The 25,562-nt window shown below is 30.3% G+C and carries 26 protein-coding genes and 3 pseudogenes; 10 read left to right on the plus strand and 19 right to left on the minus strand.

Features of this window, described 5'->3' with window-relative positions; genetic code table 11:
• A partial coding sequence (locus tag H2280_RS00820; RefSeq protein ID WP_337215394.1) for a glycosyltransferase family 2 protein occupies positions 1–234 on the minus strand: 234 nt, incomplete at its 3' end.
• An 18-nt stretch (positions 235–252) separates the two neighbouring features.
• A pseudogene (locus tag H2280_RS00825) lies at positions 253–1,033 on the minus strand (glycosyltransferase).
• An 82-nt stretch (positions 1,034–1,115) separates the two neighbouring features.
• On the opposite strand from H2280_RS00825, the gene H2280_RS00830 reads away from it, so the two are divergent.
• Genes H2280_RS00830 through H2280_RS00845 form a run of 4 tightly spaced genes read left to right on the plus strand, consistent with a single transcriptional unit; the run spans position 1,116 to position 5,182 of the window.
• Entirely contained in the window at positions 1,116–2,390 is a 1,275-nt protein-coding gene (locus H2280_RS00830) for an alpha-2,3-sialyltransferase (protein ID WP_337215395.1), read from the plus strand.
• Positions 2,371–3,402: an N-acetylneuraminate synthase gene (gene neuB, locus H2280_RS00835; RefSeq protein ID WP_337215396.1), complete on the plus strand. Its 1,032-nt coding sequence runs from the start codon at positions 2,371–2,373 to the stop codon at positions 3,400–3,402. Before H2280_RS00830 ends, neuB begins: the two co-directional genes overlap by 20 nt.
• Positions 3,399–4,514, plus strand: a complete 1,116-nt coding sequence (gene neuC / locus H2280_RS00840; protein WP_337215397.1) for a UDP-N-acetylglucosamine 2-epimerase — start codon at positions 3,399–3,401, stop codon at positions 4,512–4,514. Before neuB ends, neuC begins: the two co-directional genes overlap by 4 nt.
• Entirely contained in the window at positions 4,511–5,182 is a 672-nt protein-coding gene (locus H2280_RS00845; protein WP_337215398.1) for an acylneuraminate cytidylyltransferase family protein, read from the plus strand. Before neuC ends, H2280_RS00845 begins: the two co-directional genes overlap by 4 nt.
• On the opposite strand, the gene H2280_RS00850 is transcribed toward H2280_RS00845, so the two are convergent.
• Positions 5,165–5,968 (minus strand): glycosyltransferase family 2 protein, encoded by an 804-nt coding sequence (locus H2280_RS00850; protein ID WP_337215399.1) that lies wholly within the window; start codon positions 5,966–5,968, stop codon positions 5,165–5,167. The two genes, H2280_RS00845 and H2280_RS00850, sit on opposite strands and share 18 nt — an antisense overlap.
• A 58-nt stretch (positions 5,969–6,026) precedes the next feature.
• Here H2280_RS00850 and waaF point away from each other — a divergent pair, with 58 nt between their 5' ends.
• The gene (gene waaF, locus H2280_RS00855; RefSeq protein ID WP_337215400.1) at positions 6,027–6,965 is read left to right on the plus strand and encodes a lipopolysaccharide heptosyltransferase II; all 939 of its coding nucleotides are present in this window, start codon (positions 6,027–6,029) and stop codon (positions 6,963–6,965) included.
• Here waaF and H2280_RS00860 read toward each other — a convergent pair.
• From H2280_RS00860 to H2280_RS00880, 5 genes and pseudogenes are all read right to left on the minus strand, one after another.
• Positions 6,955–7,721 (minus strand): annotated as a pseudogene (locus tag H2280_RS00860) (glycosyltransferase family 25 protein). The gene waaF and the pseudogene H2280_RS00860 overlap by 11 nt on opposite strands.
• Positions 7,721–8,281 carry a D-sedoheptulose 7-phosphate isomerase gene (gene gmhA, locus H2280_RS00865; RefSeq protein ID WP_137623491.1) on the minus strand — a complete coding sequence of 187 codons (561 nt, stop codon included), beginning with the start codon at positions 8,279–8,281 and terminating at the stop codon, positions 7,721–7,723. The pseudogene H2280_RS00860 and the gene gmhA overlap by 1 nt, the downstream one beginning before the upstream one ends.
• Before the next feature lies 1 nt (position 8,282).
• Positions 8,283–9,662, minus strand: a complete 1,380-nt coding sequence (rfaE1, locus tag H2280_RS00870; protein ID WP_337215401.1) for a D-glycero-beta-D-manno-heptose-7-phosphate kinase — start codon at positions 9,660–9,662, stop codon at positions 8,283–8,285.
• Positions 9,655–10,605 (minus strand): ADP-glyceromanno-heptose 6-epimerase, encoded by a 951-nt coding sequence (gene rfaD / locus H2280_RS00875; protein ID WP_337195305.1) that lies wholly within the window; start codon positions 10,603–10,605, stop codon positions 9,655–9,657. The genes rfaE1 and rfaD overlap by 8 nt, the downstream gene beginning before the upstream one ends.
• Positions 10,606–11,140, minus strand: a pseudogene (locus tag H2280_RS00880) (D-glycero-alpha-D-manno-heptose-1,7-bisphosphate 7-phosphatase).
• A 137-nt stretch (positions 11,141–11,277) separates the two neighbouring features.
• Here H2280_RS00880 and H2280_RS00885 point away from each other — a divergent pair.
• A complete protein-coding gene (locus H2280_RS00885; RefSeq protein WP_137623495.1) occupies positions 11,278–11,580 on the plus strand; it encodes a c-type cytochrome in 303 nt (100 codons plus the stop codon).
• Positions 11,581–11,610: 30 nt separating this feature from the next.
• Here H2280_RS00885 and H2280_RS00890 read toward each other — a convergent pair whose 3' ends face one another.
• Both H2280_RS00890 and H2280_RS00895 read right to left on the minus strand, forming a co-directional pair.
• On the minus strand, positions 11,611–11,814 hold the full coding sequence (locus H2280_RS00890; RefSeq protein WP_137623496.1) for a cbb3-type cytochrome oxidase assembly protein: 204 nt from the start codon (positions 11,812–11,814) through the stop codon (positions 11,611–11,613).
• A complete protein-coding gene (locus H2280_RS00895) occupies positions 11,807–14,167 on the minus strand; it encodes a heavy metal translocating P-type ATPase (protein ID WP_337215403.1) in 2,361 nt (786 codons plus the stop codon). The genes H2280_RS00890 and H2280_RS00895 overlap by 8 nt, the downstream gene beginning before the upstream one ends.
• A gap of 137 nt (positions 14,168–14,304) precedes the next feature.
• Between H2280_RS00895 and rho the strand changes: the two genes are divergently transcribed.
• Both rho and H2280_RS00905 read left to right on the plus strand, forming a co-directional pair.
• Positions 14,305–15,603, plus strand: a complete 1,299-nt coding sequence (rho, locus tag H2280_RS00900; protein WP_137623498.1) for a transcription termination factor Rho — start codon at positions 14,305–14,307, stop codon at positions 15,601–15,603.
• Positions 15,604–15,605: 2 nt separating this feature from the next.
• A complete protein-coding gene (locus tag H2280_RS00905; RefSeq protein WP_337215404.1) occupies positions 15,606–17,135 on the plus strand; it encodes a DNA polymerase III subunit gamma/tau in 1,530 nt (509 codons plus the stop codon).
• Here H2280_RS00905 and H2280_RS00910 read toward each other — a convergent pair whose 3' ends face one another.
• The 9 genes from H2280_RS00910 to H2280_RS00950 form a co-directional block, all read right to left on the minus strand.
• Positions 17,136–19,241 carry a heavy metal translocating P-type ATPase gene (locus H2280_RS00910; RefSeq protein ID WP_337215405.1) on the minus strand — a complete coding sequence of 702 codons (2,106 nt, stop codon included), beginning with the start codon at positions 19,239–19,241 and terminating at the stop codon, positions 17,136–17,138.
• Positions 19,242–19,243: 2 nt separating this feature from the next.
• On the minus strand, positions 19,244–19,438 hold the full coding sequence (locus H2280_RS00915) for a heavy-metal-associated domain-containing protein (protein ID WP_337215406.1): 195 nt from the start codon (positions 19,436–19,438) through the stop codon (positions 19,244–19,246).
• Positions 19,435–20,379 (minus strand): cation diffusion facilitator family transporter, encoded by a 945-nt coding sequence (locus H2280_RS00920; protein WP_337215407.1) that lies wholly within the window; start codon positions 20,377–20,379, stop codon positions 19,435–19,437. Before H2280_RS00920 ends, H2280_RS00915 begins: the two co-directional genes overlap by 4 nt.
• Positions 20,380–20,461: 82 nt before the next feature.
• Positions 20,462–20,956 (minus strand): threonine/serine exporter family protein, encoded by a 495-nt coding sequence (locus H2280_RS00925; protein WP_137623503.1) that lies wholly within the window; start codon positions 20,954–20,956, stop codon positions 20,462–20,464.
• Positions 20,953–21,729: a threonine/serine ThrE exporter family protein gene (locus tag H2280_RS00930; RefSeq protein WP_137623504.1), complete on the minus strand. Its 777-nt coding sequence runs from the start codon at positions 21,727–21,729 to the stop codon at positions 20,953–20,955. The genes H2280_RS00925 and H2280_RS00930 overlap by 4 nt, the downstream gene beginning before the upstream one ends.
• A gap of 128 nt (positions 21,730–21,857) precedes the next feature.
• On the minus strand, positions 21,858–22,085 hold the full coding sequence (locus H2280_RS00935; protein WP_137623505.1) for a hypothetical protein: 228 nt from the start codon (positions 22,083–22,085) through the stop codon (positions 21,858–21,860).
• A gap of 12 nt (positions 22,086–22,097) precedes the next feature.
• Positions 22,098–23,519, minus strand: a complete 1,422-nt coding sequence (gene omp50, locus H2280_RS00940) for an outer membrane tyrosine kinase (protein WP_337215408.1) — start codon at positions 23,517–23,519, stop codon at positions 22,098–22,100.
• An 81-nt stretch (positions 23,520–23,600) separates the two neighbouring features.
• A complete protein-coding gene (locus H2280_RS00945; RefSeq protein ID WP_337195313.1) occupies positions 23,601–24,083 on the minus strand; it encodes a peptidylprolyl isomerase in 483 nt (160 codons plus the stop codon).
• Positions 24,084–24,092: 9 nt separating this feature from the next.
• Positions 24,093–24,800 carry a YebC/PmpR family DNA-binding transcriptional regulator gene (locus H2280_RS00950; protein ID WP_337195314.1) on the minus strand — a complete coding sequence of 236 codons (708 nt, stop codon included), beginning with the start codon at positions 24,798–24,800 and terminating at the stop codon, positions 24,093–24,095.
• Between the two features lie 108 nt (positions 24,801–24,908).
• Between H2280_RS00950 and H2280_RS00955 the strand changes: the two genes are divergently transcribed.
• A complete protein-coding gene (locus tag H2280_RS00955; RefSeq protein WP_337195315.1) occupies positions 24,909–25,250 on the plus strand; it encodes a DMT family transporter in 342 nt (113 codons plus the stop codon).
• Positions 25,247–25,561 (plus strand): DMT family transporter, encoded by a 315-nt coding sequence (locus H2280_RS00960; RefSeq protein ID WP_442862333.1) that lies wholly within the window; start codon positions 25,247–25,249, stop codon positions 25,559–25,561. Before H2280_RS00955 ends, H2280_RS00960 begins: the two co-directional genes overlap by 4 nt.
• The last annotated feature ends 1 nt before the right edge of the window (position 25,562 follow it).

Genomic DNA, 25,562 nt, shown 5'->3' on the forward strand with positions numbered 1-25,562 from the left:
TAAATTTCTTGCTGTGCTTTGTCCCCCATTTTTCTTATCAAATAAAATGAATCTTTCATCTTTTAAAGTGTATTCTTTAGCAATGTTTAATGAATTTTCATCAGTACTTCCATCATTAACTAAAACAACTTGTAAGTTTTTATAAGTTTGATTGATAACACTGTCTAAACATTCTTTTAAATAATCTTGTACATTATATATTGGTATGACTACACCAACTGTTTTGCTTTCCAATTGCAAATAAACCTCTTTTTATATTTGTACTTCAACATTCTTACTCAAATCTTTTATTTTATACTTTTTTAATAAATCCGAATAGATCCCATTTTCATAAAAATAATTTTTATTCATCTCATACACTCTCCACATCTCTGAAAAAAGATGGATAAAAGGTTGGTTTGTATCTAAAACAACCTTTTCTTGGATAAACTCCCTAGCTCTTATCCAAGGAATTTGACATGTTTTTTTATAATCCCAAGCATGATTTTTTAGCTGATTTTTTTCAACTTGCTCTGCTAAAAATGAAGGACCTATAACTCCCCAAGGAATTTGTTTTTTATAATCTATAATTTTTTCTGCTTCATTTATAAGAATTTTCCCAAATTCACAATTTTGAGGAAATTTTAAAAAAGAGGTTGTAATTCTTGGAAAATTTTCATCCTCATCAATCTCTTGAGAAAAGATATACTCTTGATCTAAATCAATATTTTTTAAACAAATCATATCAAGATCAACCCAAACTCCTCCTTTGATGTAAAGCATTTTATATCTAAAATAATCACTAAAGGCAGCTACACCAGCTCCTCTATCATCACTAAAATATTCATCAAAAAAAACGATTTCATTAGCATCTCTAAGCTCAAAATCATCAAATATTTCATTGAGTTTATTAAAAATTTTATCATCAAGATTGTAAGTATAGAGTATAAACTTATAGTTATTATCCAAAAAAGATTTTATAGATAATAATTCCATTAAGCCTATACCCTTTATAGGGGGGGGTATACCAAAAACTACTCACTTCTTGTTTCATTAATTAAACCTTTAAGTTTTTTATTTTAAAATTTTATCATATAAAAAATTAAATACAAATAATTCAAAAAAAGGATTTAAGGATGATATATGGGGGGGGTAATGCCATAATCTGTGGTAATGGTCCTAGTTTAAAAGAAATAGACTATAAAAGACTTCCAAAAGAATACGATGTTTTTAGATGTAATCAATTTTATTTTGAAGATAAATACTATCTTGGTAAAAATATAAAATATGCTTTTTTTAATCAAGGTGTTTTTTTAGAGCAATACTATACCGCTAAAAAATTAATTGAGAATCAAGAATACTTTATAGAAAATATCATCTGTTCAACTTTTAAAATTCACAAATTTTATGATAATTTTTTTCAACACTTTGATACTTTTTTTCCTGAATGTTTATTGGGATATAAAATATTAGATTCTTTAAAAGAATTTAGTTCTTATATCTATTTCAATGAAATTTACCATGATCAACGCATCACAAGCGGAATTTACATGTGTGCAATCGCTATCGCTTTGGGATATAAAAATATTTATTTAACAGGAATTGATTTTTATAAAAATAAAAATATCAATTTTAACACAGGTGAAAACATTTATGCTTATAACTTAGATCAAAAATACAACATTCAAGCAATTTTAGGAGATGTTAAGCCTTCTTATTTTCATGGCAAAGAAATTGATCTAAAAGCTTTAAAATTTCTCGAAAAAAAGTATCAAGTATCTTTTTTTTCTTTAAATCCTGATTCTATTTTAGCTAAAAATTTTCCATTAGCTCCACTTGTCAACCATTGCGATTTTAAAGTTCTCGAAAAAAACAAGGAAAGTATCCAAGATATATTAATACCGAAAGAAACCCCAATGATTCAAATTTATTATCATAAAATTTTTAACTCCCAAACCATTCAAAAGCGTTTGCAATTAAAAGAATATAATCAAGATAATAATTTAAAAAATTTCTACTCTCTATACGACACTGCTAAACAAAGAATTCAAAACCAACTTTCTTATAAACTAGGACAAGCTATGATAGAAAATTTAAAAAGCATACTAGGTTATATAAGAATGCCTTATGTTTTATCTTATATAAAACATAAGCACAAACAAGAACAAAAAGTTTATGAGGAAAAAATCAAAAAAGATCCTTCTTTAAAATTACCTCCTTTAGAATCTTATCCTGATTATGAGGAAGCTTTAAAAGAAAAACAATGTTTAACTTATAAATTAGGACAAGCTTTAATACAAGCTGATAAAGAATGGTATAGAGGTGGATATATCAAATTATGGTTTGAGATAAGGAAACTAAAAAAAGAATTTAGAAATAAAAAGGAAAAATATGCAAATAAAAATCGATAATTTAATCATATCTCAAAATTCTCCTTTAATCGTTCCTGAAATAGGCATCAATCACAATGGAAGTTTAGAGCTTGCAAAACTTATGGTTGATGCAGCTAAAAGAGCAGGAGCTAAAATTATTAAACATCAAACGCATATCGTTGAAGATGAGATGAGCGAGGCTGCAAAAAAAGTTATCCCAGGAAATGCAAAAATCAGCATTTATGAGATTATGAAAAAATGTGCTCTTGATTATAAAGATGAATTAGCTTTAAAAGAATATACAGAAAGCCTAGGTTTAACGTATCTTAGCACACCTTTTTCTCGTGCAGCTGCCAATCGCTTAGAAGATATGGGAGTGCATGCTTATAAAATAGGTTCTGGAGAATGTAATAATTATCCCTTGATCAAACACATAGCACAATTTAAAAAACCAATGATCATAAGCACAGGAATGAATAGTATAGAAAGCATAAAACCTACGGTAAAGATTTTAAGAGATTTTAAAATTCCTTTTGTTTTACTTCATACAACCAATCTATATCCAACCCCGATGCATTTAGTAAGACTGCAAGCTATGCTAGAGCTTTACAAAGAATTTCATTGTCTTTATGGGCTAAGCGATCACACAACGAGTAATCTTGCCTGTTTAGGTGCTGTTGCTTTAGGGGCTAGTGTTTTAGAAAGACATTTTACAGACAAAATGGATAGAGAAGGTCCTGATATAGTATGTTCAATGGATGAAAAAGCCTTAAAAGAACTTATTACCCAAAGTGAGCAAATGGTTCTTTTAAGAGGAGATAGCAATAAAAACGCTTTAAAAGAAGAGCAAGTAACTATCGATTTTGCTTTTGCAAGTATAGTAAGCATAAAAGAGATCAAAAAAGGACAAATACTTAGTGAAGAAAATATCTGGGTTAAGCGTCCTGGTATCGGTGGAATTGCTGCAGCTGAATTTGAAAATATTTTAGGTAAAAAAGCAAAAAAAGACATCAAAATCGATACACAACTTACTTGGGATGATTTTGAATGAAAAAAATAGTCTTTGTAAGTGGTACAAGAGCTGATTTTTCTAAAATAAAATCTTTAATGCTTAAAATAGAAAATTCTAATGAATTCGAATTATTTATATTTGCTACCGGTATGCATATGAGCAAAAAATTTGGATTAACTGTTAAAGAAATAGAAAAATGTGGTTTTAAAAATATGCATAAATTTATAAATCATGATAAATATTATCAAATGGATAAAGCCTTATCTGCTACTATTGATGGTTTTTCAAAATTTATACATGAAATTGAACCTGATTTAATCGTTGTGCATGGAGATAGAATCGAACCTTTAGCAGCTGCTATTGTTGGAAGTTTAAATAATATCTTAGTAGCACATATAGAAGGTGGAGAATTATCAGGAACTATAGATGAGAGCTTAAGACACGCTATAAGCAAACTTGCACATATACATTTAGTCAATGATAAAACCGCAAAAAAAAGGCTTATGCAAATGGGAGAAGATGAAAATTCTATTTTTATTATAGGTTCTCCTGATTTAGAATTACTCAATGCTAATAATATTAGTATTGAAGAAGTAAAAAAATATTACGATATCAACTATGAAAACTATGCCATAGCTATTTTTCACCCTGTTACAACAGAATTTAATTCTATGAAAGAACAAAGTGAAGAATTTGTAAATGCTTTAATTAAAAGCAAAAAAAATTATATTGTTATTTATCCAAACAATGATTTAGGTTTTGAATCCATTATGCAATCTTATGAAAAATTAAAAGATTTAAAACGCTTTAAAATTTTTCCCTCATTAAGATTTGAATATTTTATTATTTTATTAAAACATGCTGATTTTATCATCGGAAATTCAAGCTGTATTTTAAAAGAAGCTTTATATCTTGGCATCAATGGAATTTTAGTTGGCTCAAGACAAGACGCAAGAACAAATATAAAAGATGTTTTAAAAACACAAGCAAACGAAAAAGAAATTTTAAAACTCATTGAAAAACCTTTCAACTCTAAAAATAAAAAACATGAGATCAAAGCCTTAAAAAGCTCGGAAGAATTTTTTAAACTTTTGAAAGATGAAAAATTCTTTAGGATTAATAAACAAAAGAAATTTATGGATATAATATGAATTTAGCAATCATTCCAGCTCGCGCCGGATCAAAAGGGATAAAGAACAAAAACTTAGCACTTCTAAACAATAAACCTTTACTTTATTACACGATACATGCTGCTAAAAATTCTCATTTTATAGATAAAATTGTTTTAAATAGTGATGGGGATGAAATTTTAGAATACGGAAAAACTCAAGATATTGACACCCTAAAAAGACCGAATAAATTAGCACAAGATGATACAACTAGCGATAAGGTTATTTTGCATACTCTAGAATTTTATAAACATTATGAAAATATTGTTTTTTTACAACCCACCTCCCCTTTTAGAACTTATAAACACATTGATGAGGCTTTTTTAAAATTTCAAGAAGAACGATCAAATGCACTCATTAGCGTTACAGAATATGATAATAAAATTTTAAAAGCTTTTATGGTGGACAAAAAAGGCCATTTGCAAGGTATATGTAATGATAAATACCCTTTTATGCCCAGACAAAAATTACCAAAAACTTATATGAGTAATGGTGCAATTTATATTATAAAAACTGATCTATTTTTAAAAAATCCGACTTTTTTACAAGAAAAAACAAATTATTACATCATGGATGAAAAATCAAGTTTGGATATAGACAATGCTAAAGATTTGGAAAAAGCAAATAATATTTTACAACCTTCCTTCTAAACCCTTAATTTCTTTTTCCAAATTCAAAAAAAACTTTTCGTTAAATTCCCAAAAATCATTTTTGATTGTTTTTAAGATCTCTAAGCTTTTCTTTTTATCTTGATAATTTTGCCATAAAATTTCTTTATTTTTATTTTCATACCTACCTTTTTCATTAAATTCATAATGATAAAGGCATTCTTTGAAAACAGCTATTTTTTCACACAACATAAAATAAAAATAGCAAAAAAGTACATCCTCTCCATAACAAAGTCTTTCAAAAATATCAATTTTTTCAAAAATTTTAAGGATCAGATCTTTTTTAAAAACCTTTGCCCAAACCGACCAACAATAATGCTTTTGATTGGTTAAAAACTCTAAAAATTGCTTTTTGGTAAAAATTTCATCTTTTTTAAAACGATAAAATTGCTTAGTTTTTACCCTATGAACAAAAGCATCAAAACAAAGCAAATCTAACTCAGACTTAATGCTACAAAAAGCCACCTCACAAGCTTTTAAAGGCAAAAAATCATCCGCATCTAAAAACATCACAAAATCAGCACTTGATTTTAAAACTCCTAAATTTCTACTTGCAAAAGTACCTAAATTTTTATCATTTTTAAAAATTTTTATTCTTTGATCTTTTTTTGCAAATTCTAAGGCTATTTTTAAGCTTTTATCTTCGCTTTTATCATCAATAATTATAATTTCTATGTCTTTAAAAGTTTGGTTGATGCAACTTTGTAAAGCTCTTGAAAGAAAATTTTGAGCATTGCATACAGGGATAATAAGACTGATTTTTGGCATAATTTTCCTAATTTTTTGTTAAAATTATAAAAAATTTTATCTAAATTTTAAGGTTTTCATGAAAATTTTCATCCATCTTCCCACTTGGTTAGGCGATGCTGTGATGGCTTCAGTAGCTTTATACGGCATAAAAGAATATTTTAAAGACGCTGAGTTCATCCTTTATGGATCTTTTGCATCTACTCAGCTTTTTAAAAATTTTTCTCATTCTAAAATCATCATAGAGGATAGAAAAAAACGCTATAAACAAGCCTTAAAACTACGCAAAGAATTTAAAATAGACTTTGCCATCTCTTTTAGATCAGCCTTATCTTCTAAAATCATTTTAAATATATTAAGAGCGAAAAAAAGATATTTTTTTAACAAGCGTAATTTTAAAGAAGAGCATCAAGTTTTAAAATACCTTTATTTTGTAGAAAATTCTTTTAATTTCAAAATTCATTCTAAAGAACTGCGACTCCCAATCAAAGCAAGATTTCCACATCCATTGATACTTAAAAATGGTAAAAAAATTCTAGGGATCAATCCAGGAGCTACTTTTGGAAGTGCTAAGCGTTGGGATGCTAAGTATTTTGCCGAGGTAGCAAAAGAATTTTCAAAAAGCCATGAAATTTTAATTTTTGGTGCAGGTAATGGCGAACAAATTCTTTGCGATGAGATCGAAAAGCTTTTAAAAAAATCAAACATTAAAGCTAAAAATCTTTGCAATAAAACAAGCATTCAAACCTTATGTCAAAATATAGCTTTTTGTGATCTTTTTATCACAAACGATAGCGGCCCTATGCACATAGCAGCTGCTTATAAAATCAAAACCATAGCTATCTTTGGTCCTACCAAATTTACTCAAACCTCGCCTTGGCAAAATCCTAACGCAAAATTAGCGCATTTAAATCTAGGCTGTATGCCTTGTATGCAAAAAACTTGCCCTTTAAAACATCATAAATGCATGAAAGATTTAAAACCTGAATTGGTTTTAAAAAAAATCATTAGCAATTAAAAATACTTTTATACTTTATAATTTTATTAATCTTTTTCTTGTAAGACATTTTTAAAAATATAAAATATAATCTACAGACCTCTCTTATTATTTTTTTGAAAACACATATCTTTCTATCCCTTTCTATTATAGTAGTAGGTATATTAGTAAATTTTATCAAAGATGGCGTATATACTATAGTAAAAACTCTAGAATGATAATACATATCTATAAGATTATCTACAGGCTTAAACCAAAATCTTAAACGAGAGATTAATTTTAAAGCAGCACTAGGTTTTAGAAAATATCCTTGAGTTCCACCAATACTTTGTATTGTAAATGAAAAATTATCTTTCAATGAAGTCATTTTTGTTTTCGTTATATAGCAAAACCTTATATATTCATAACGACTTTGTATTAAATCGTCTAAATACCCCCCCCCCCGCTATTTAAAAACTCATCACTAAATTCCACATCATCTTCTAAGATGATAATAGGTTCATCAAGCTTAATGCATTCTTGCCATAATTTATGATGACTAGCAAAACAAGCTTTTTCACCATCACTAAGCTCTCTACCCATCACCCAAGAAGCCCACCAAGGAAAATGTTCTTTAAATTCTAAATGATCATTATTTTTTGCATCAACAGCTTTAAAAAATATAAACTCTAATTTTTCTTTTAACTCAGGATTGTATGCAAAAAGCTTATTGATTTCATTTCGCATATGTTCCTTTCTATTCTTGGAGCGTTCTAAGTTGATAATAAAAACTTTCATCAAAACTTCTCATCAACCATTTGACAAAGTGCATGGATGATTAAAATATGCATTTCTTGAATTCTTGCTGTATCATTACTTGGCACAACAAGATTGTAATCACAAATTTCATTCATTTTGCCACCACTTTTTCCACTTAGTCCTATGCAAAGCATTTTGAGTTCTTTTGCTTTTTTAAAAGCCTCTAAAACATTAGGACTATTTCCACTTGTTGATATTCCCACTAAGATATCTTTTTCATTTGCCAAAGCCTCAAGCTGTCTTGAAAATACAAACTCAAATCCGTAATCATTGCCTATAGCGCTAAGTGCTGAAGTATCAGTAGTTAAAGCTATACCCGCTAAAGCCTTGCGTTCTTTTTTATAACGACCGCTAAGTTCAGCGGCAAAATGCTGAGAATCTGCAGCACTTCCACCATTTCCACAAATAAGAATTTTGCCGTGCTCTTTTAAGCACTGACATATCAATTCACCTACTTTTGCAATTTGTCCTTTAAGAATTTCACTCGCTTTTAATACTTCTTGATGCTCTTGCCATTCTTTTTCTATAAGATCAATCATTTTATTTCCTAATTTTTTCTATAATTTTACTCGTGCTAAAACCCTCTTCAAATTCGATCAATTCAACCCTTGAAACAAGATCAGCCCCTACAACTTCCTTACCTTGATAATCAGCACCCTTAACCAAGATATCAGGCTTTAAGTCCGCGATTAATTTTAAAGGTGTATCTTCATTAAAAATCACAACAAAATCCACAAAATAAAAAGCCGCCAACATACAAGCTCTTTGAAACTCTGAATTTATAGGTCTTTCACTTCCCTTTAAGCGGCACACACTCTCATCAGAATTTAGCCCTACTATTAACACATCACCTAGTTTTTTCGCTTTTTGAAGATACTTTATATGCCCAAAATGCACTATATCAAAACATCCATTAGTAAAAACGACTTTTTTATTTTTATCGCTTAAAATTTTCATAAGCTCATTTTTACTAACAATTTTTTTCTCCAAATCACTTCTTTTAAAGCTTTTTATCTCATCAAAACTCACACTCACACTACCCACTTTACTCACAACAACCGCTGCCGCTTCATTGGCAATTTCACAAGCTTTAAAAATATCCACTTTATTTGCCAAACAAAAAGCTAAAACCGCGATCACGCTATCCCCTGCTCCGGTAACATCATATACTTCTAAAGCCTTAGCTGGTGCAATGTGTAATTTTTGATCATAAACAGCAATTCCCGCTTCTGAAAGAGTGATCATGGAATATTTTAAATTAAAATTATCTTTTAATTTTTTAATGCCTTTTTCTAAATTCTCTCCATCTAAATTTTCAAATTTTAAAGCCTCTAAAGCTTCTTTTTTGTTTGGAGTGAGTAAAGTTGCACCACTATATTTGCTAAAATCACTCCCCTTTGGATCGATTAAAATAGGAATGCTTAATTCATTAGCCTTTTGTATAAATGCTTTGCATACCTTAGAGGTTAAAACCCCTTTAGCATAATCACTCAAAATTACCGCTTGAAAATCTTTAATGTATTTGCAAAATAAAGTGATGAGTTCTTCTTCTAAAACTATATCATTTACATCTTCTTCATCAAGTCTTAATACTTGCTGATTATGTGCCATAATACGATTTTTAAAAGGAGTTTTACGCCCCGTTTCGATCAAAAACTCACCTTTTAAATTCTCTTTTAAAAACTCACTATTTCTATCATCTCCTATAACGCCCAATGCAAAAACATCCGCTCCCAAGCTTTTTAAATTCGCATAAACATTTGCAGCTCCACCAAGTCTTTGATCTTGCTTTAAAGTTTTTGCCACTAAAACAGGGGCTTCAGGACTAATACGCGAACAATCACACCAAGTGTAATTATCCACCATAAAATCTCCGATAATAAGAATTTTAGGTCTTTGCTGACTTAAAAATTCAAGCATTCACTTCCTTTTCAAAAAGTCGTTTAATTTCATCTAAATAATCTTTAATTCCCGCCTCAAGACTAAATTTTGGCTGATAAGCCCAATCCTTAGAAAGATCAGCTTGAGTATGGAATTGATAAGCTTTAACATAAGGATTTGGGATATACTCGCAAGGTAAATTTGTGCCTAGTTCTTTTTGCAAAATATCAACTATATCTTGAAAAGTCCTTGCTACACCACTACCTACGTTATAAACACCGCATTTAGAATCAAGTGCAACCAAATTCGCATCAATAGCATCTTTAATATACACAAAATCTCTATAAATTTGATCACTCTTTTCAAACAAACGAGGATTTTTACCTGCTAAAATTTGATGGCCAAATTGCACTACCATAGATGCGGTTTTATTTTTATAAAATTCACCTTTTCCATATACATTAAAATATCTAAGTCCGACAAGATGGGCTTTATCATAATATTTTCTTGCGATTTTATCCATCATAAGTTTTGAAAATGCATAAGGGTTTTTAGGATCTTCAACCCCAACTTTTTGAGGACTTGGCTGATTGCCATAAACTGAAGCAGAACTTGCATAAATCAATTTTGCATTGATATCTATACTCAATTCTATAAAATCTTTAAAAGTATTTAAATTTGTTGTTAAAACTTTATTTTGATTATAAACTGTAGTATCTGAAATAGCTGCTTTATGAAAAATCACATCGGGCTTAAAGTTTTTAATCTTTTGTAAAGTTTTTTCATCTTTAATATCCCCAACGTAAAGCTCACCATCAAAATCAAGCAAATTTTTAAAATGTCCAAAACATTCTAAATTTCCATTATCTAAAAGTTCATTGCTTGACATTTTATCAATGATTAAAATTTCATGATCTTTTTGCAATTCTAAAGCAAGTCCAGATCCTATAAAACCTGCTCCACCTGTAATGGCTATTTTCATTTATTTTTTTCCTTTCTCAAAAAAACTTAAAACTTCTTTTAAATTTTCAAATTGCTTAAAAAAATTTCCTTCTTTTTTTTCTTGACTAACCAAAATCAAAGTTTTGATGTTTGCATTAAAACCCGCTTGCATATCGCTTAAATTATCCCCTATAAATACAGAATTTTCCATATCTATATCAAATTCTTTTTTAGCCTTTAAAAGCATACCAGGCTTAGGCTTTCTGCAATCACAATCTTGCAAATGCGGACAATGATAAATTTTAGAAAAATGAATTTTTTCCTTTTCAAATTCTTTCAAGAAAAAATCACAAAGCTTAGAAAAATCTTCCTCGCTATAATACCCTCTTGCGATACCTGATTGATTTGTAATGATAAAAAGCAAATAATCCTTTTTTAAAAAATAACGACACAAATCAAAAATACCTTCACAAAATTCAAAATCTTCAATTTTATAAACATATTTTTTGTCGATATTTATAACACCATCTCTATCTAAAAATAACGCTTTTTTCATAAAAAATATTATAGTATATTTTAAAAAAATATCAGCTTTTAAAATAAAAAATATTGCAAAAAATAAAAATATATTCTTTGAAATGATTAAGGAGATTATAAAAATATAAGATATATAATAGCTTTGACATTAAATTAAATTAAGGAGAAGTGTCAAATGAAAAAAATGTTAGTAATCTCTGCATTAGCATGTATCGGTGTTTCAGCTTTTGCTGCTGATGGTGCAACTATATTTAAAAAATGTGCGGTATGCCACGGTGCAAAAGCAGATAAAGTTTATTTAAATAAAGTTCCAGCTCTTAAAACTTTAAGCTTTGAAGAAAGAGCACAAGCACTTAAAGAATATAAAGCAGGCACAAGAAACAAATTTGGCCAAGGTGCTATTATGAAAGTTCAATTAAATAGCTTAAGCGAAGCTGATTTAGAAGCTGTTGATAAATATATTGAAACTTTAAAATAATTTCAAGGCTTTCATTTTTATAATGAAAGCTCAATCTTTTTTATCTTTTAAAGCCTTTTTTTTACGATTTTCAAGCTCTATAGCATCACGTAAAGACTCTTCATCATCATTTAAAGTAACAAATTTGTAATCATCATCAAATTGTTTAGTTTTTATTCCCCAAAGCAAGATAGCTAAAATCACACAAAAACCAAGAATTGAAACAGCTATCATCATCGTAATCACACTATTCATTTTTTATCCTTAAAGCATTTAAAACCACCATTATACTACTAAAAGACATAGAAATCGCTGCAATTAAAGGATTGATAAGTCCTAAAAAAGCCAAAGGTATAGTACAGGCATTATAAAGTAAAGAAAGAGCTAAATTTTGCTTGATGATTTTATAAGTATTTTTTGAAATTTGTATAGCATTTTTTAAAGAATTTAAATCATTTTTTAAAAGCAAAATATCACTATTTTCGATCGCCAAATCACTTCCTTCACGCAAACTTACAGAAACAGCAGCGTATTTTAATGCCAAAGCATCATTAACCCCATCACCCACAAACAAAACTTTTTTATTTTGACTTAGTTGCTCTATGGTTTGCATTTTTTCTTCAGGCAAACAAGCAGCTTTAAAATCTGAAATTTCAAGCTCATTAGCAATTTTTTCAACTGCTTTATAATTATCGCCGCTTAAAATCATCACTTGAGTTTTTATAGATTTAAGATAAGTGATCAAGTCTTTAGCCCCTTCTCTTAAAACACTTGAAAATTCAAAATAAGCCAAAACCTCATCATTTTTAGCAAAAATAAAATGAGAATTATTAAATTCTTTATCAAAAACTATGTTATTTTCTTGTAAAAATTTCAAATTTCCACCTAAAAAAACTTTATCGCTTATTACAGCCTTAATGCCCTTTGCTTGTATATTACTCACTTCTTTAAAATCCAAATTTAAACGTTTAGCGTTTTTATTTTTACTTAAAAATTGCGCGACACTTTTTGAAATCGGATGATTTGAAAGCGAAACAAAGGTATAAATTTCATCAATATTTAATTTTTCATGCAAGAAAAAATCTTTCACCTCTAAATTAGGCTTAGTTAAAACTCCTGTTTTATCAAACACAACCATATTGCATTTTGAAAGATCTTCAACCACACTTGAACTCTTAAATAAAATTGCTTTTTTTAGTGCTCTACCAAGTGCTACAAGATTGCTAACTGGAGTAGCCAAAGCTAAAGCACAAGGACAAGCTATGATTAAAACTGAAATGGCATTGATTAAAGAAATTTCAATTCCAGCCTTATAATAAAAAAACCACACCAAAAAGCATATCAAAGCAAAACTTAAAACCACGCGAGAAAAATAAGAAGAAATTTGAGAAACCAAACTTTCAAGTTTTGCTTTTTTCATACTTGCAAATTCCAAAAGCTTTATGATTTGACTTAATTTAGAATCATTATAAATTTTACTCGCCTCATATTCAATACTTCCATCTAAAACAATACAAGCAGAATTGATCACATCTCCTTGCTTAACCAAACAAGGCTCGTTTTCTCCACTTAAGGATGAAGTATCAATACTTGCTTCACCTTTTTTACAAATTCCATCGATTAAAATTTTATCTCCACTTTTGAGTAAAATCCTATCCCCCACACACACTTTTTGCACTTCTTTAGGACTAAAATCTTTTCCATTAAAAACCATAACCTCATTTTGCAAAAAATCATTCAAACCGTCTATAGTGTCTAGAGCGCGTTTTTTGCTAAACATTTCAAGATATTTTCCTATAAATACAAAGCAAATAATCATCGCAACCGAATCAAAATAAACCTCAGAAGATCTTGAAAACATAGCCCATAAAGAATAGCTATACGCCAAAGTAGCGCCGCTAATGACTAAAGTATCCATATTAAGGCTTTTAAGTTTTAAAGATCTCAAAGCACTTTTATAAAAATTAGATCCGGTATAAAAAAGAACAGGAGAGCAAAGAATGAATTCAAAAAAATTCAAAATATCCTTTGTATCTCTATCCATACCGCTAAAAAAACCAGCATATTTTGCCACTGCAATCCACATGATATTCATCACACAAGCAATACCCACTACAAGCTTAGAATAAAATTCCCTTTTCATCAAATCAGCTTTTTTCGAGCTTTTAGCAGGATTATACGCACTTGCTTTATAGCCTATGCTTTCGATTAAATTTAAAATTTGACTCAAAGAAATGCTTTCTTTATCGAAAACTATCCTTGCTTTATGGCTTAAATGATTGATATCTAGTTCTAAAATTCCTTGCTGTTTGATTAAAATCTTTTCATTAAGCCACACACAAGCTGAACATTCAATACCATGAATCATAAGATAAATTTCACTAAAACCTTCCTTAGTTTGAGTGATAAATTCATCATAATTTTTATTTGAAAATTCTAAATTTACAGGCTTTAAAGATCGATCTCCTAATCTTTCATAAAATTCATCCAAGCCCGTTTCATGCAAGATTTTCCAAACACTCTCACATCCTTTACAACAAAAAAATTTATCTTTATAAAGAATCATTTGGGATTTTTGATAACTTAATCTACAATGTTCACATTTCATAATTAATCTTTAAAAAATATTTTTTTATAATTATAAACAAATATATGCAAATTATTTGACAAAAAGTATATTTTTTTATTAAAATCACAATTTTAATTTACTACTGCAAATGACTGCATAATTTCTTGCGAGGGCTTATGGAAAAAGAAAAAAAACAACATCAAAGAACCCATATTCCAGTTGAGGGTTATAAAATAGAAGACTTAAAATTACTTGATTTAGAAAATTTAGTCAAAATTGCAAACGAATGCGAAATAGAAAATCCACGCGAATTTCGTCGCCAAGAACTTATTTTTGAGATTTTAAAAGCACAAACTAAAAAAGGCGGCTTTATACTTTTTACCGGAATTTTAGAAATTTCAAGTGAAGGTTATGGCTTTTTAAGAGGTATGGATTCTAACTTAAGCGATAGTGTTAATGATGCTTATGTTTCTAATTCTCAAATCCGTAAATTTGCATTGCGTGTAGGCGATATCGTCACAGGACAAGTTAGAGAACCTAAAGATCAAGAAAAGTATTACGCGCTTTTAAAAATCGAAGCGATCAATTATATGCCTTTACAAGAAGCTAAAGAAAGGCCATTATTTGACAATCTAACTCCGATTTTCCCTACTGAAAAAATCAAACTCGAATACGATCCTATGAAATTAACAGGACGCGTTTTAGATCTTTTTACCCCTATAGGAAAAGGGCAACGTGGGCTTATCGTAGCACCACCTAGAACGGGTAAAACAGAACTCATGAAAGAATTAGCAGCTGCAATTGCTAGAAATCACCCAGAAATGCATTTAATCGTTCTTTTGGTTGATGAAAGACCTGAGGAAGTAACCGATATGCAACGTTGCGTTAAGGGTGAAGTTTTTAGCTCCACTTTTGATTTACCTGCTTATAATCACGTTCGCGTTGCAGAACTTGTTATAGAAAAAGCAAAAAGAATGGTTGAAACAGGCAAGGATGTCATCATTTTACTTGATAGCATCACAAGACTTGCTAGAGCTTACAATACAGCAACTCCTAGCAGCGGAAAAGTTTTAAGTGGTGGTGTAGATGCAAACGCACTCCATAAACCAAAACGCTTTTTTGGTGCCGCTAGAAATATAGAAAATGGTGGATCTTTAACCATCATAGCTACAGCATTAATCGACACCGGTTCTAGAATGGATGATGTGATTTTTGAAGAATTCAAAGGAACGGGAAATAGTGAAATCGTACTTGATAGAAATATTTCTGATAGAAGAATTTATCCTGCAATCAATATCATCAAATCAGGAACAAGAAAAGAAGAACTTTTACAAGGTGTTGGGGAACTTCAAAAAATTTGGGCAATACGCTCGGCTATTTCTCAAATGGATGATGTTGAAGCACTTAAATTTTTATATTCTAAAATGCTAAAAACTAAAGACAATGTCGAACTTTTATCTATAATGAATGAGTAAAAATGCTTCAAGCACTAGCCGTTAAATATAGACCAAAAACCTTTGATGAGCTTATAGGGCAAAAAACTGTTAGCACAAGTTTAAAATACGCACTCAATAACAACCGCCTAGCCCATGCTTATCTTTTTTCAGGTTTAAGAGGTAGTGGAAAAACCTCTAGTGCTAGAATTTTTTCTCGAGCTTTGGTTTGCGATCAAGGGCCTAGCGATACTCCTTGTGGAACTTGTAGGCAGTGTATCGCGGCTTTAGAGGGAAAACACATTGATATCATAGAAATGGATGCGGCAAGCAATCGTGGTCTTGAAGATATACAAGCTTTGATCGAACAAACTAAATACGCTCCTTCTATGGCTCGTTTTAAAATTTTCATTATCGATGAAGTGCATATGCTTACCCCTCAAGCTGCAAACGCACTTTTAAAAACCTTAGAAGAACCGCCAAGTTATGTAAAATTTATACTTGCAACCACCGACCCTTTAAAACTTCCCGCTACGGTTTTATCAAGGACTCAACATTTTCGCTTTAAGCAAATTCCACAAAGCGAAATTCAAAATCATCTTAAAGAGATTCTCATCAAAGAAAATGTTCGTTTTGAAGAAGAAGCTTTAAAATTTCTTGCAAGAAGTGGCAATGGATCTTTAAGAGATACGCTGACTTTGCTTGATCAAGCTATTATTTTTTGTCAAAATGATATTAGCGTACTTAAAATCACTGATATGTTAGGCTTTTTAGATCCAAATAAAATCAAAGAATTTTACCATGCTATTTTGACTAAAAACAAAGAAAAAGTTTTTGAGTTTTTAGATGAGCTTAAAGAATATGAAGCCTCTAGCGTTATAGATGAGATGCTATTTTATCTTAAAGAAAGTTTTTTTGCTAGAAGCACTGAATTTTCAACTCTAATTTATGAAAGATTTTTCCGTATTTTAGCTCGTGCTAAAAATATGATTTGCGATGATGATGGCTTTACGCTTTGTGTGATGGCTTTTATGATGATGGAAGCAAGTTATCTTAAAGAAATTGATACACAAATCAATGAAATGGAGCAAAAAAAAGCTGAAAATATCACTCCAAAAATCACACCGATTTTAGAACAAAAAATTGAGGAAAAACCAAAAGCAAAAAATGCCTATGAATTGCTTTTAGAAGCTATATACGATAGAGATTATGAACTTGGGGAATGTTTTGAAAAAAGCACTCGATTTATCAGTTATGAAGATGAGATTTTAACGATAAGTTCTAATGCAACAGGGGAAAATCGTACCCAACTTAATAAAGGCTTTAAACTCATACAAGAGCTTTTAAAAGATAAATTAGGACAAAATGCAAAAATTGCTGTGCAAAAAGAAATAGTCATTGATGAAAGCAAACTCCAATCCATCACTCAAGAACCTAGCACTCTTTCAAATTCAAAACTCGATCTTAATTCATCTTTTAATGAACTCAAGCAAGGTGCTAAAAAATTTAATCCCGAAGAAGATGTTAAAGAGGCTTTAAAAGATTGCTTTGGAGAGCCTCAAATTCAAGAATAATCAAATATTTTTTAACCGCAAAGAATTAAGCACAACTGTTATAGAACTAAAACACATAGCCAAAGCTGCAAAATGCGGACTTAAAGCTATGAAAGGCACAAAACCCGCTGCGATAGGAATACAAAGTGTATTATAGATAAAAGCCCAAAAAAGATTTAATTTGATTATTTTTCTTGTTTTTTTAGAAAGAGAAAAACAATATAAAATATTTGCTAAATTTTCCTTAATCAAAATAAAATCCCCTGTTTTTTTAGCCAATTCATTAGCCTTTGAAAAACTCATACTCACACTTGCTAAAGATAATCCCGCTGCGTCATTTAAACCATCTCCTATAAACAAAGCTTCTTTAGAATTTTTAATGATTTGCAATTTTTCTTCTGGCTTTAATTGCGCATAAAAATCATCAATATCTAATTCTTTGGCTATTTTTTCAACACTTTCTTGATTGTCTCCACTTAAAATAACACTTTTAATCCCTTGTTTTTTTAATCCTACTATGAGTTCTCTTGCACCCTCTTTTAAAGAACTATCAAGCAAAACTCCCCCTAAACAATGAGAATTTTTTGCGAAATACACCTTGATACTGCTTAAATTTTTAAATTGATTAAAAAAATGATCGCATTCTTTAGTATCTAGGCCTTTGCTATCTAAAAAATACCGACTTCCTATAAAATACGTATCATCATTTTCTTTATAAATTATACCTGCACCAACGACAATCTCACCCTCGCCTTTTAACTCAACATGGGTATTTTTACTCAAACTTTTTGCAATAGGATGAGAACTTAAAGTCTCTATCTCACAAAGTTTTTGAAAATCATCTTGATTTAGATTGTGCTTAATGATCTCTAATTCTTCTTTAGTTAAAGTTCCGGTTTTATCAAAATAAGCAAGTTTGATTTGGCTTAACTTTTCTAAAGCGGCAGGATTTTTAAGCAAAATAAAATTTTTAGCTGCATTTGAACTTGCTACAACTAAAGCAATAGGCGTTGCAAGCCCTAAAGCGCAAGGACAAGAGATTAAAAGCACAGCACAAGCACGCAAAAAAGCTGTATTTAAATTTGCTCTAAAAAGCCAAAATAAAAATACACACAAAGCTAAAATGATGATAGATGCAACAAAATATTTAGAAATTTTATCCGCTAAAGTTGCCAATGGAGTTTTTATATTTCCTGCATAAAAAACTAAATTTTTAATTTGTTCTAAAGTGCTATCCATTGCTTTTTTATTTGCTTTAATTTTTAGCATACCATTTAAAACAATACCACCTGCTTGCACCTCATCGTTTTCTTTTTTTAAAACAGGAAAAAATTCTCCATTTAAAAAGCTCATATCTACTTCAGCACTTCCGCTTAAAATCGCCCCATCAGCAACGATACTTTCACCTTCTTTGACTAAAATAACATCTCCGGCCTTAACAAAGGCACTAGAAATTTCCTTAACTTCATCGTTTTCAAGTAAAATTCTTGCCTTTTTTGTATCAATTTTTTCAAGATTTTTTTGATAGCTTTCAGCCTTGAGTTTGATTTTATTTTCAAGATATTTTCCTAAAAGCACAAAGGAGATAATCATCATAGCACCGCTAAAATACAAATGCTTTTCATCAAAAATTCTAAAATAAATCAAACAAGAATACACAAAAGCACTCATCACCCCTAAAACAATAAGAGTGTTCATATCTAAATTTTTATTTTTCAATCCCAAAAAAGCATGAGAAAAAAAATCTCTCCCGCAATAAAAAATCCCAAAAAAGCTTAAAAACATTTGCATATTTTGTGAAAAAAAACTTTGATCAAACATTTCAAAATACATCACAACAACACTTAAAACTATGCTTAAAAGTAAATTTTTTCTAAGCTCGATGTGTTTTTTTATTTTATACTCTTCCAAGCTTTGCTCATCTTCTAAAATTTCAAAGCCCAAATTTTTTATTTTTGCTAAAATTTCTTTGCGTTTTTCATCCTTTTGGATGAGAAAAATTCCACTCGAATTCACATAAGAAACACTAGCTTCTTCAACGCCTTCTATTTTTTTGCATGCTCTTTCTATGGCATTAGAGCAATTGACACAAGTCATCTTTCCTATTTTGACACGAAATTCTTGCATTTTTACATACGCTCTACGATCTCAAATCCTAATTCTTGAAATTCATTTTTAAAATTTTCCAAATTCTCTTCTTGTAAATTTACACTTAAAATTTTATTCTCCAAATCTATATCGATTAAACCATATTCATCTTGCAAGGAATTTTTTATCAAATTGACACAATTTATACAATTGACATTTTTTACTTTAAATTTCATGAGTCTTCCTTTCTTATGATACTTGGTTGTATTGTAATATGTCCTATATTAAAATGCTCTAAAAGCTCACTTGAAAGCTCTTGATAAAGCTTTTCAAATTCTAACAATTCTTTAATATCCACTTCGATATGTAAAGTTGCCACAAACATTTTATTTGTAATTTCTACGATATGTAAATCCAAAATTTTACTCACTTGATGGTGCTTTAAAATCAACTCTTCAACACTTTTTACATCCACAGGTGAAGTTTCTAATAAAATATTGATACTTTTTCTTAATAACTTAATCGACCACCTTAAAAGTAAAAGAGATAAAATCAAAGCTAAAATCGTATCAATATAAACAATTTGAGTATAATAAACAACGACTCCACCTATAATCACAACTAAAGATCCAAGCAAATCACTCATCATGTGCAAAAAAGCGGACTTCATATTGACATTATCTAAATTTGCACCCTTAAACATCAAAAAAGTATTAAAAGCATTGACTAAAAAACCTAAAATTGCAACTACAATCATAGTTTTTGCATCTATATTTACTGGATAAAATAATTTTTCTATGCTTTCATAGATGATAAAAATTGCAGATAATATAATCGTTAAAGCATTGATAAAAGCCACTAAAATTTCTAATCTAAAATAACCAAAGGTTTTTTGCTTGTCTTTAAATTTTTCAATCGCAATGATCGCAAAAAAACTAAGGGCTAAGGCAAAAACATCGGAAAACATATGCAAAGTATCGCTTAATAATGCTAAAGAATTTGAAAGTATAGAATACACAAATTGCACAAGCATCATTAAAAAAGTCATAATAAGGGATATTTTTAAAATTTTCTTATCCACATTACGCGCATCCGAATGATCATGATGATGGTAGTGATCGTGATGATGATCGTGGCATTTTTTAACTAGAGGTTTGTGCGATAGATACTTTTGCATTTTTATCCTTTTTATTTTTATTGTATAATAAAAGAATAAAAATTTAAGAAAAAACAAGCTTTTTGCAATTATTTTTTAAAATTTAATCCTGATTTGCGTGTCTTGTCATCATGAAACTTTGCTCAAAAAAGATAAGCAAAGTCACACTCACCCCTATAGCCAAAGCTAAAGTTACAGAAACAGTAGTTAAAAAATAATCAAAAAATTGCACCAAAAAATCAGTTTTAGCTTGAAGATCTTCACTGCGTATAAAAGAAATCAGATGCAAAATCGCCTTATAAGCATAAATTCCTGGGATCATCGGTATAAGTGCAGGAAATGCGATAATTTCTGCAGGAGTTTTCATAATCTTAGCCAAAATTATACCCAAACAACCTATACAAAAAGAGGCCATAAAAGTTGCTATTGCTAAAGTTTGAAAGTGAAAGTATTCTGTTAAAACAAAACGAAAGCCATGGGCAATAGCCGCTAAGAACGCAGAAGCGATCAACGTTTTTAAAGGAGGATTACAAGCATAGGCAAATCCAAAACCAGCCAAAGCAGCAAAAAACATATCTTTTAAAACAAATTCTATCATTTTAAAATTCCAAAATTTGATAAACTAAGTGTCATGTAAATTCCAAGAGCGATACAAGAAATCAAAATCGCAACGCTAATAATACGACTTACACCCATTAAAATATGATCTTTAAGTATATCAATAACTGAATTAATAAAAAAAACACCAGGGATAAGATACAAAATACTAGAACCTAAAGCCACATCAGATGTATTAGTATAGCCCATATTAAGCCCTAAAAAAACAAAACCCGAAGAAACAAAAGAGCAAATGATGTATTGAATTCTTAAATCTATTTTGATTTTTGTCAATAAAAATCTTAAAATTAAACCCAAAAAAGTTCCAAAACACACCAAAACACCCGAACCAAAATCCCCTCCAAAAAGCCTACAAAAAGCCGAATTTGCAATAGAAACCAAAATAAGAGTAACTATAAAAGAACGCTTTTCTTGATGAGTAACTTGATCAAATATAGCTTTTGCTTTTTCAAGATCATATTTATGATCATATATAGCCCAACTTAAAGCACTCAAATCCAAAATGATTTTGAAATTAATATAAGCATGATGATTAGGGATAACATAAGTTCTATGCAAAGAATTATCACTTTTATCAACAATATTTAAAGTGATGTGGTGAAAAAAGAAATTGATATTGATCTCATAACCATAAACTTCAGCGATCCTTCCTACACATTTAGCTACCCTAGATGTATAAGTTCCAGCTCCTAATAAAGTTTTAGTATAGACTATAAGAAAGTTAGTTAAACTTTGTATATCAGGCTTTTGCATATATATTTCTTTGTGATTAAAATTGATCTATTATAACAAATTTTTAAAATAAAAAATATAAATTGTAGGAAAATTTCTAAAATTTAAAGAAGTTAAAAAAAGATAAAAGCGGCTTTAAACCGCTTTTATTATTTACCAGCAACTGAAACTTGATTTGGATTATCTGCTGCACGAGCAACCATGCACTCTTTTAAAACAGCAGCGTCGTTTGCGTCTTTAACTTTTTTATTGATCCAACGTTCAATTTGTTTCATTGTTTTTGATTCTGGTTCTGGAGCTTCATACTTTGCCATTAAACTAGCACAATCAGCTAAAGCAATGATAGGCAATAAACCCAAAAAAAGTAATTTTTTCATATCACTCACCCCTTAAAATTTCACATTATACATTAACATAACATTATCAGCTCTTGATTTTTCTTTCTTAGCTCCACCAAGTGGCAATCCACGATTTCCCCATTTGTTTTGGATATTGGTATAGCTTAATCTTAAGAATTGATATCTATCAAGCTGATAAATCACGTAGAAATCATTTGCTATACCTCTAGTCATTCTTATATTAAGTGGATCGTTGATGCTTGGACGACTCATAGTATACCAGTATCTGCTACCCCAGAAGAACTCATAACCTACTTTTAAAGCTTTAGTAAAGTCATAGCGTCCGCCTACATGCACCGCATAACCATCTTTTTCGTTAAATGCTAAAGAACTAGCTCTGCCATTAGCTAATGGCGACCAATAAGCATTCGCATTACTTCCATTGTAATACCCTAAAGACGCAAACCAGTTAAAGTCGGTTCCGAAAGTATTGTAGTTTTCAAAATGGATATTGGCAATAGTTGCATCACCTAGATTTTTAACACCTGCTCCACCGATTAAACTATTCATCGCAGAATTACCAAGATCAATCGGTAAAGAGAAATCAGTCATACGTGCTATATTGAAAATAATCAAGTTATTTCCCATACTACCTAAAGGAAGTTCTCCTTCTACAGCTGCATAGTAAAGATTTGCATCCGCATCTTGTTGATCACTCATCCAATCTCTTACTTTTCCTTCTTCATCCCATTGATAAGTCTTACCATAAGCAGCACGGATAGCTACTTTATAATCTTGTAAGCTTTCAGGTTTGTAAGTGATAACCGCAGCATCACCTAAGGCATTGATCGCTAAAGCTGGATAGGTTGATTGTCTTAAAGCATTGTTTCTAAGATTTGTTCCAGGACCATCAGTTCCAGGTTGTCTTCCTATAGTTGCAATCCACTCAGGTGTGATGTAATAATCAAGATAAGCTCTATCTACATAAAGGATAGGACCACTTGTTCTTGTGTTTCTTCCTGCATCTAAATCATAAGGAGTTCCACCCCATCCCATTTGAGACCAGTTTTTAGCCATAGACAAGCGACCATAGAATTTAGTTTTTTCATTGATATCTGCATTCATATTTAAATGAAGTTCCATCATCCACTTGTTATTTGCATGATAACTTGTGGTAGGAAGTTTGTAGTTTGTGTTTGAAACGGCATTTGAGAATTCAAGTCCGAATTTAACTTTGCTTAAAGCAGCTTGGAATTCATTATCATCTGCTCTATCGTTAAGATCAGCAAGTTCAGCATTAACTTCTTTGTTTTGCTTAGCTTGTGCTTCTCTTTCTTTTCTGATTTCTTTTAATTCGGCTTGAATTTTTGCAAGCTGTTTTTGAAGCTTAGTGATTTCATCATCTGTAGTTTGTGCAAAAAGTGATGATGAAAGAATACAAGCACTCAAAATAATTGAAAACTTAGTTTTCATAATAATAACTCCTTGTAAATATTTCATTGAAATAAAAAGGGTTATTTTAAGAAAAAAAAGCTTTAATTTAGATTATATTAATCATTTTTTGCTAGTAATTTCTATATCTAAAATTTTATCGCCTTGGCGTATTGAGTCTAGCACCTCTAAACTTTCTTCATCTTCTAAGTCAATTTGTCCAAACACAGTATGCACTCCATCTAAGTGAGGTTGTGGGCTATGACAAATAAAAAATTGCGATCCACCGGTATCTCTTCCTGCGTGTGCCATTGATAAAGTTCCGCGTAAATGCTTATGCTTTTGATCATCGCATTCGCAAGGAATTTCATAACCAGGCCCGCCTATGCCATTACCATAAGGACAGCCTCCTTGCACAACAAAATTTGGAATCACTCTATGAAAGGTTAGATCTTTGTAAAATCCTTCATTGGCTAGATTAGCAAAATTGCAAACCGTTTGAGGAGCTTCATCTGCAAAAAGCTCGAGTTTCATTGTGCCTTTTTCTGTTTTGATTAAAGCAAATTTATATTTGTCTGCATTAGTAGTATCGATTTGCTTAAGCATTTTTTCTCCTTATTCTATATTGGTATAAACAGCTTGAACGTCATCGTCTTCTTCAAGTTTATCTAAAAGCTTTTCTATATCGTTAAGTTGCTCTTCGCTAAAACTTAAAGGATTGTTAGCGATGTATTCAAGTCCGGCTTTTTTAAGCACCAAACCTTTAGCCTCTATAGCCGAGCTTAATTCTCCAAAGGCAGTATAATCTCCACTGATAACTAATTCTTCTTCATTTTGTTCTAATTCTTCAAGACCAGCATCGATTAGATCAAGTTCTAATTCCTCTAAATCTCCTGTAAATTTTTCAAGATGAAAAACCGCTTTTCGATTAAACATAAAGCCTAAGGATCCATTTTGCAAAATTTCTCCACCATTTTTACTGAAAATTGCTTTTACATTTGCCACTGTTCTAGTAGGATTATCTGTCATGCATTCAACGATCACTAAAACCCCATGCGCTGCTTTTCCTTCATAATGGATATTTTTTATATCCACACTATCTTTACCACTCGCACGTTTAATCGCCGCATCAATGTTATCTTTAGGCATATTATTAGCTTTAGCAGTCGCTATAGCACTTCTTAATTTTGGATTCATATCAGGATCAGGCCCGCCTTCTTTGGCTGCTACTTGTATAGCCTTAGCAAGCTTAGGAAAAAGCTTACTCATCTTATCCCATCTAGCCTCCTTAGAAGCTCTTCGGTATTCGAACGCTCGTCCCATAAGTTTCTCACTTTCTTAAAGATTTTTACGCTTGAAAGTATAAAACAAAAAGGCTGATTAAAGCTTTAAATGATATGATTTCAGCACTTAATTTTAAAAAGGATTGGAGTGATTGCAGAAAAAAAGGGACTTTTAAAAGCTTGGTTTTTTTTAATATGTGCTATTGTTTTTGAAGTTTTGGGCACAAGTTTTTTAAAAATGGAAAACGTGATTTTGGGTTATTTTTTTATGGCTATGTTTATCGGTTTTTCTTATTTTTTTCTAAGCAAAGCCATCACAAAAATTCAAATTGGGATCGCTTATGCGATTTGGGAATTACTAGGCGTGATTCTTATCCTTTTAGTTTCTTTTATCGTTTTTAAAGAGAATTTAACCTTGACTCAAATTTTAGGCATTGTTTGTTCTATTGCTGGGATTATTATGATTAATATCGGAGAAATTAAAGAGTGAAATTTTATTTTTTAATTATTATTTTATCTGCATTTTTAGACATCTTTGCAAATTTATTACTTAAAAAATCTAATGGCTTTAAACATAAATTTTGGGGAGTTGCTGCTATTTTTAGTGCTATCTTAGCCTTTTTTCTACTCTCTTTTGCTTTAAAATACGTGCCTTTAAGTATTGCTTATTCGACTTGGGGTGCTATAGGGATTATCGGAACGTGTGCTGGAGGGTGGATTTTATATAAAGAAAAATTAAATAAAATAGGAATTTGTGGCGTTTTTTTAACTATAGCGGCTGTGATTTTGCTCAATTTTTAGA

The organism is Campylobacter sp. 2457A (assembly GCF_020135895.1).
GTDB lineage: Bacteria > Campylobacterota > Campylobacteria > Campylobacterales > Campylobacteraceae > Campylobacter_D > Campylobacter_D taeniopygiae.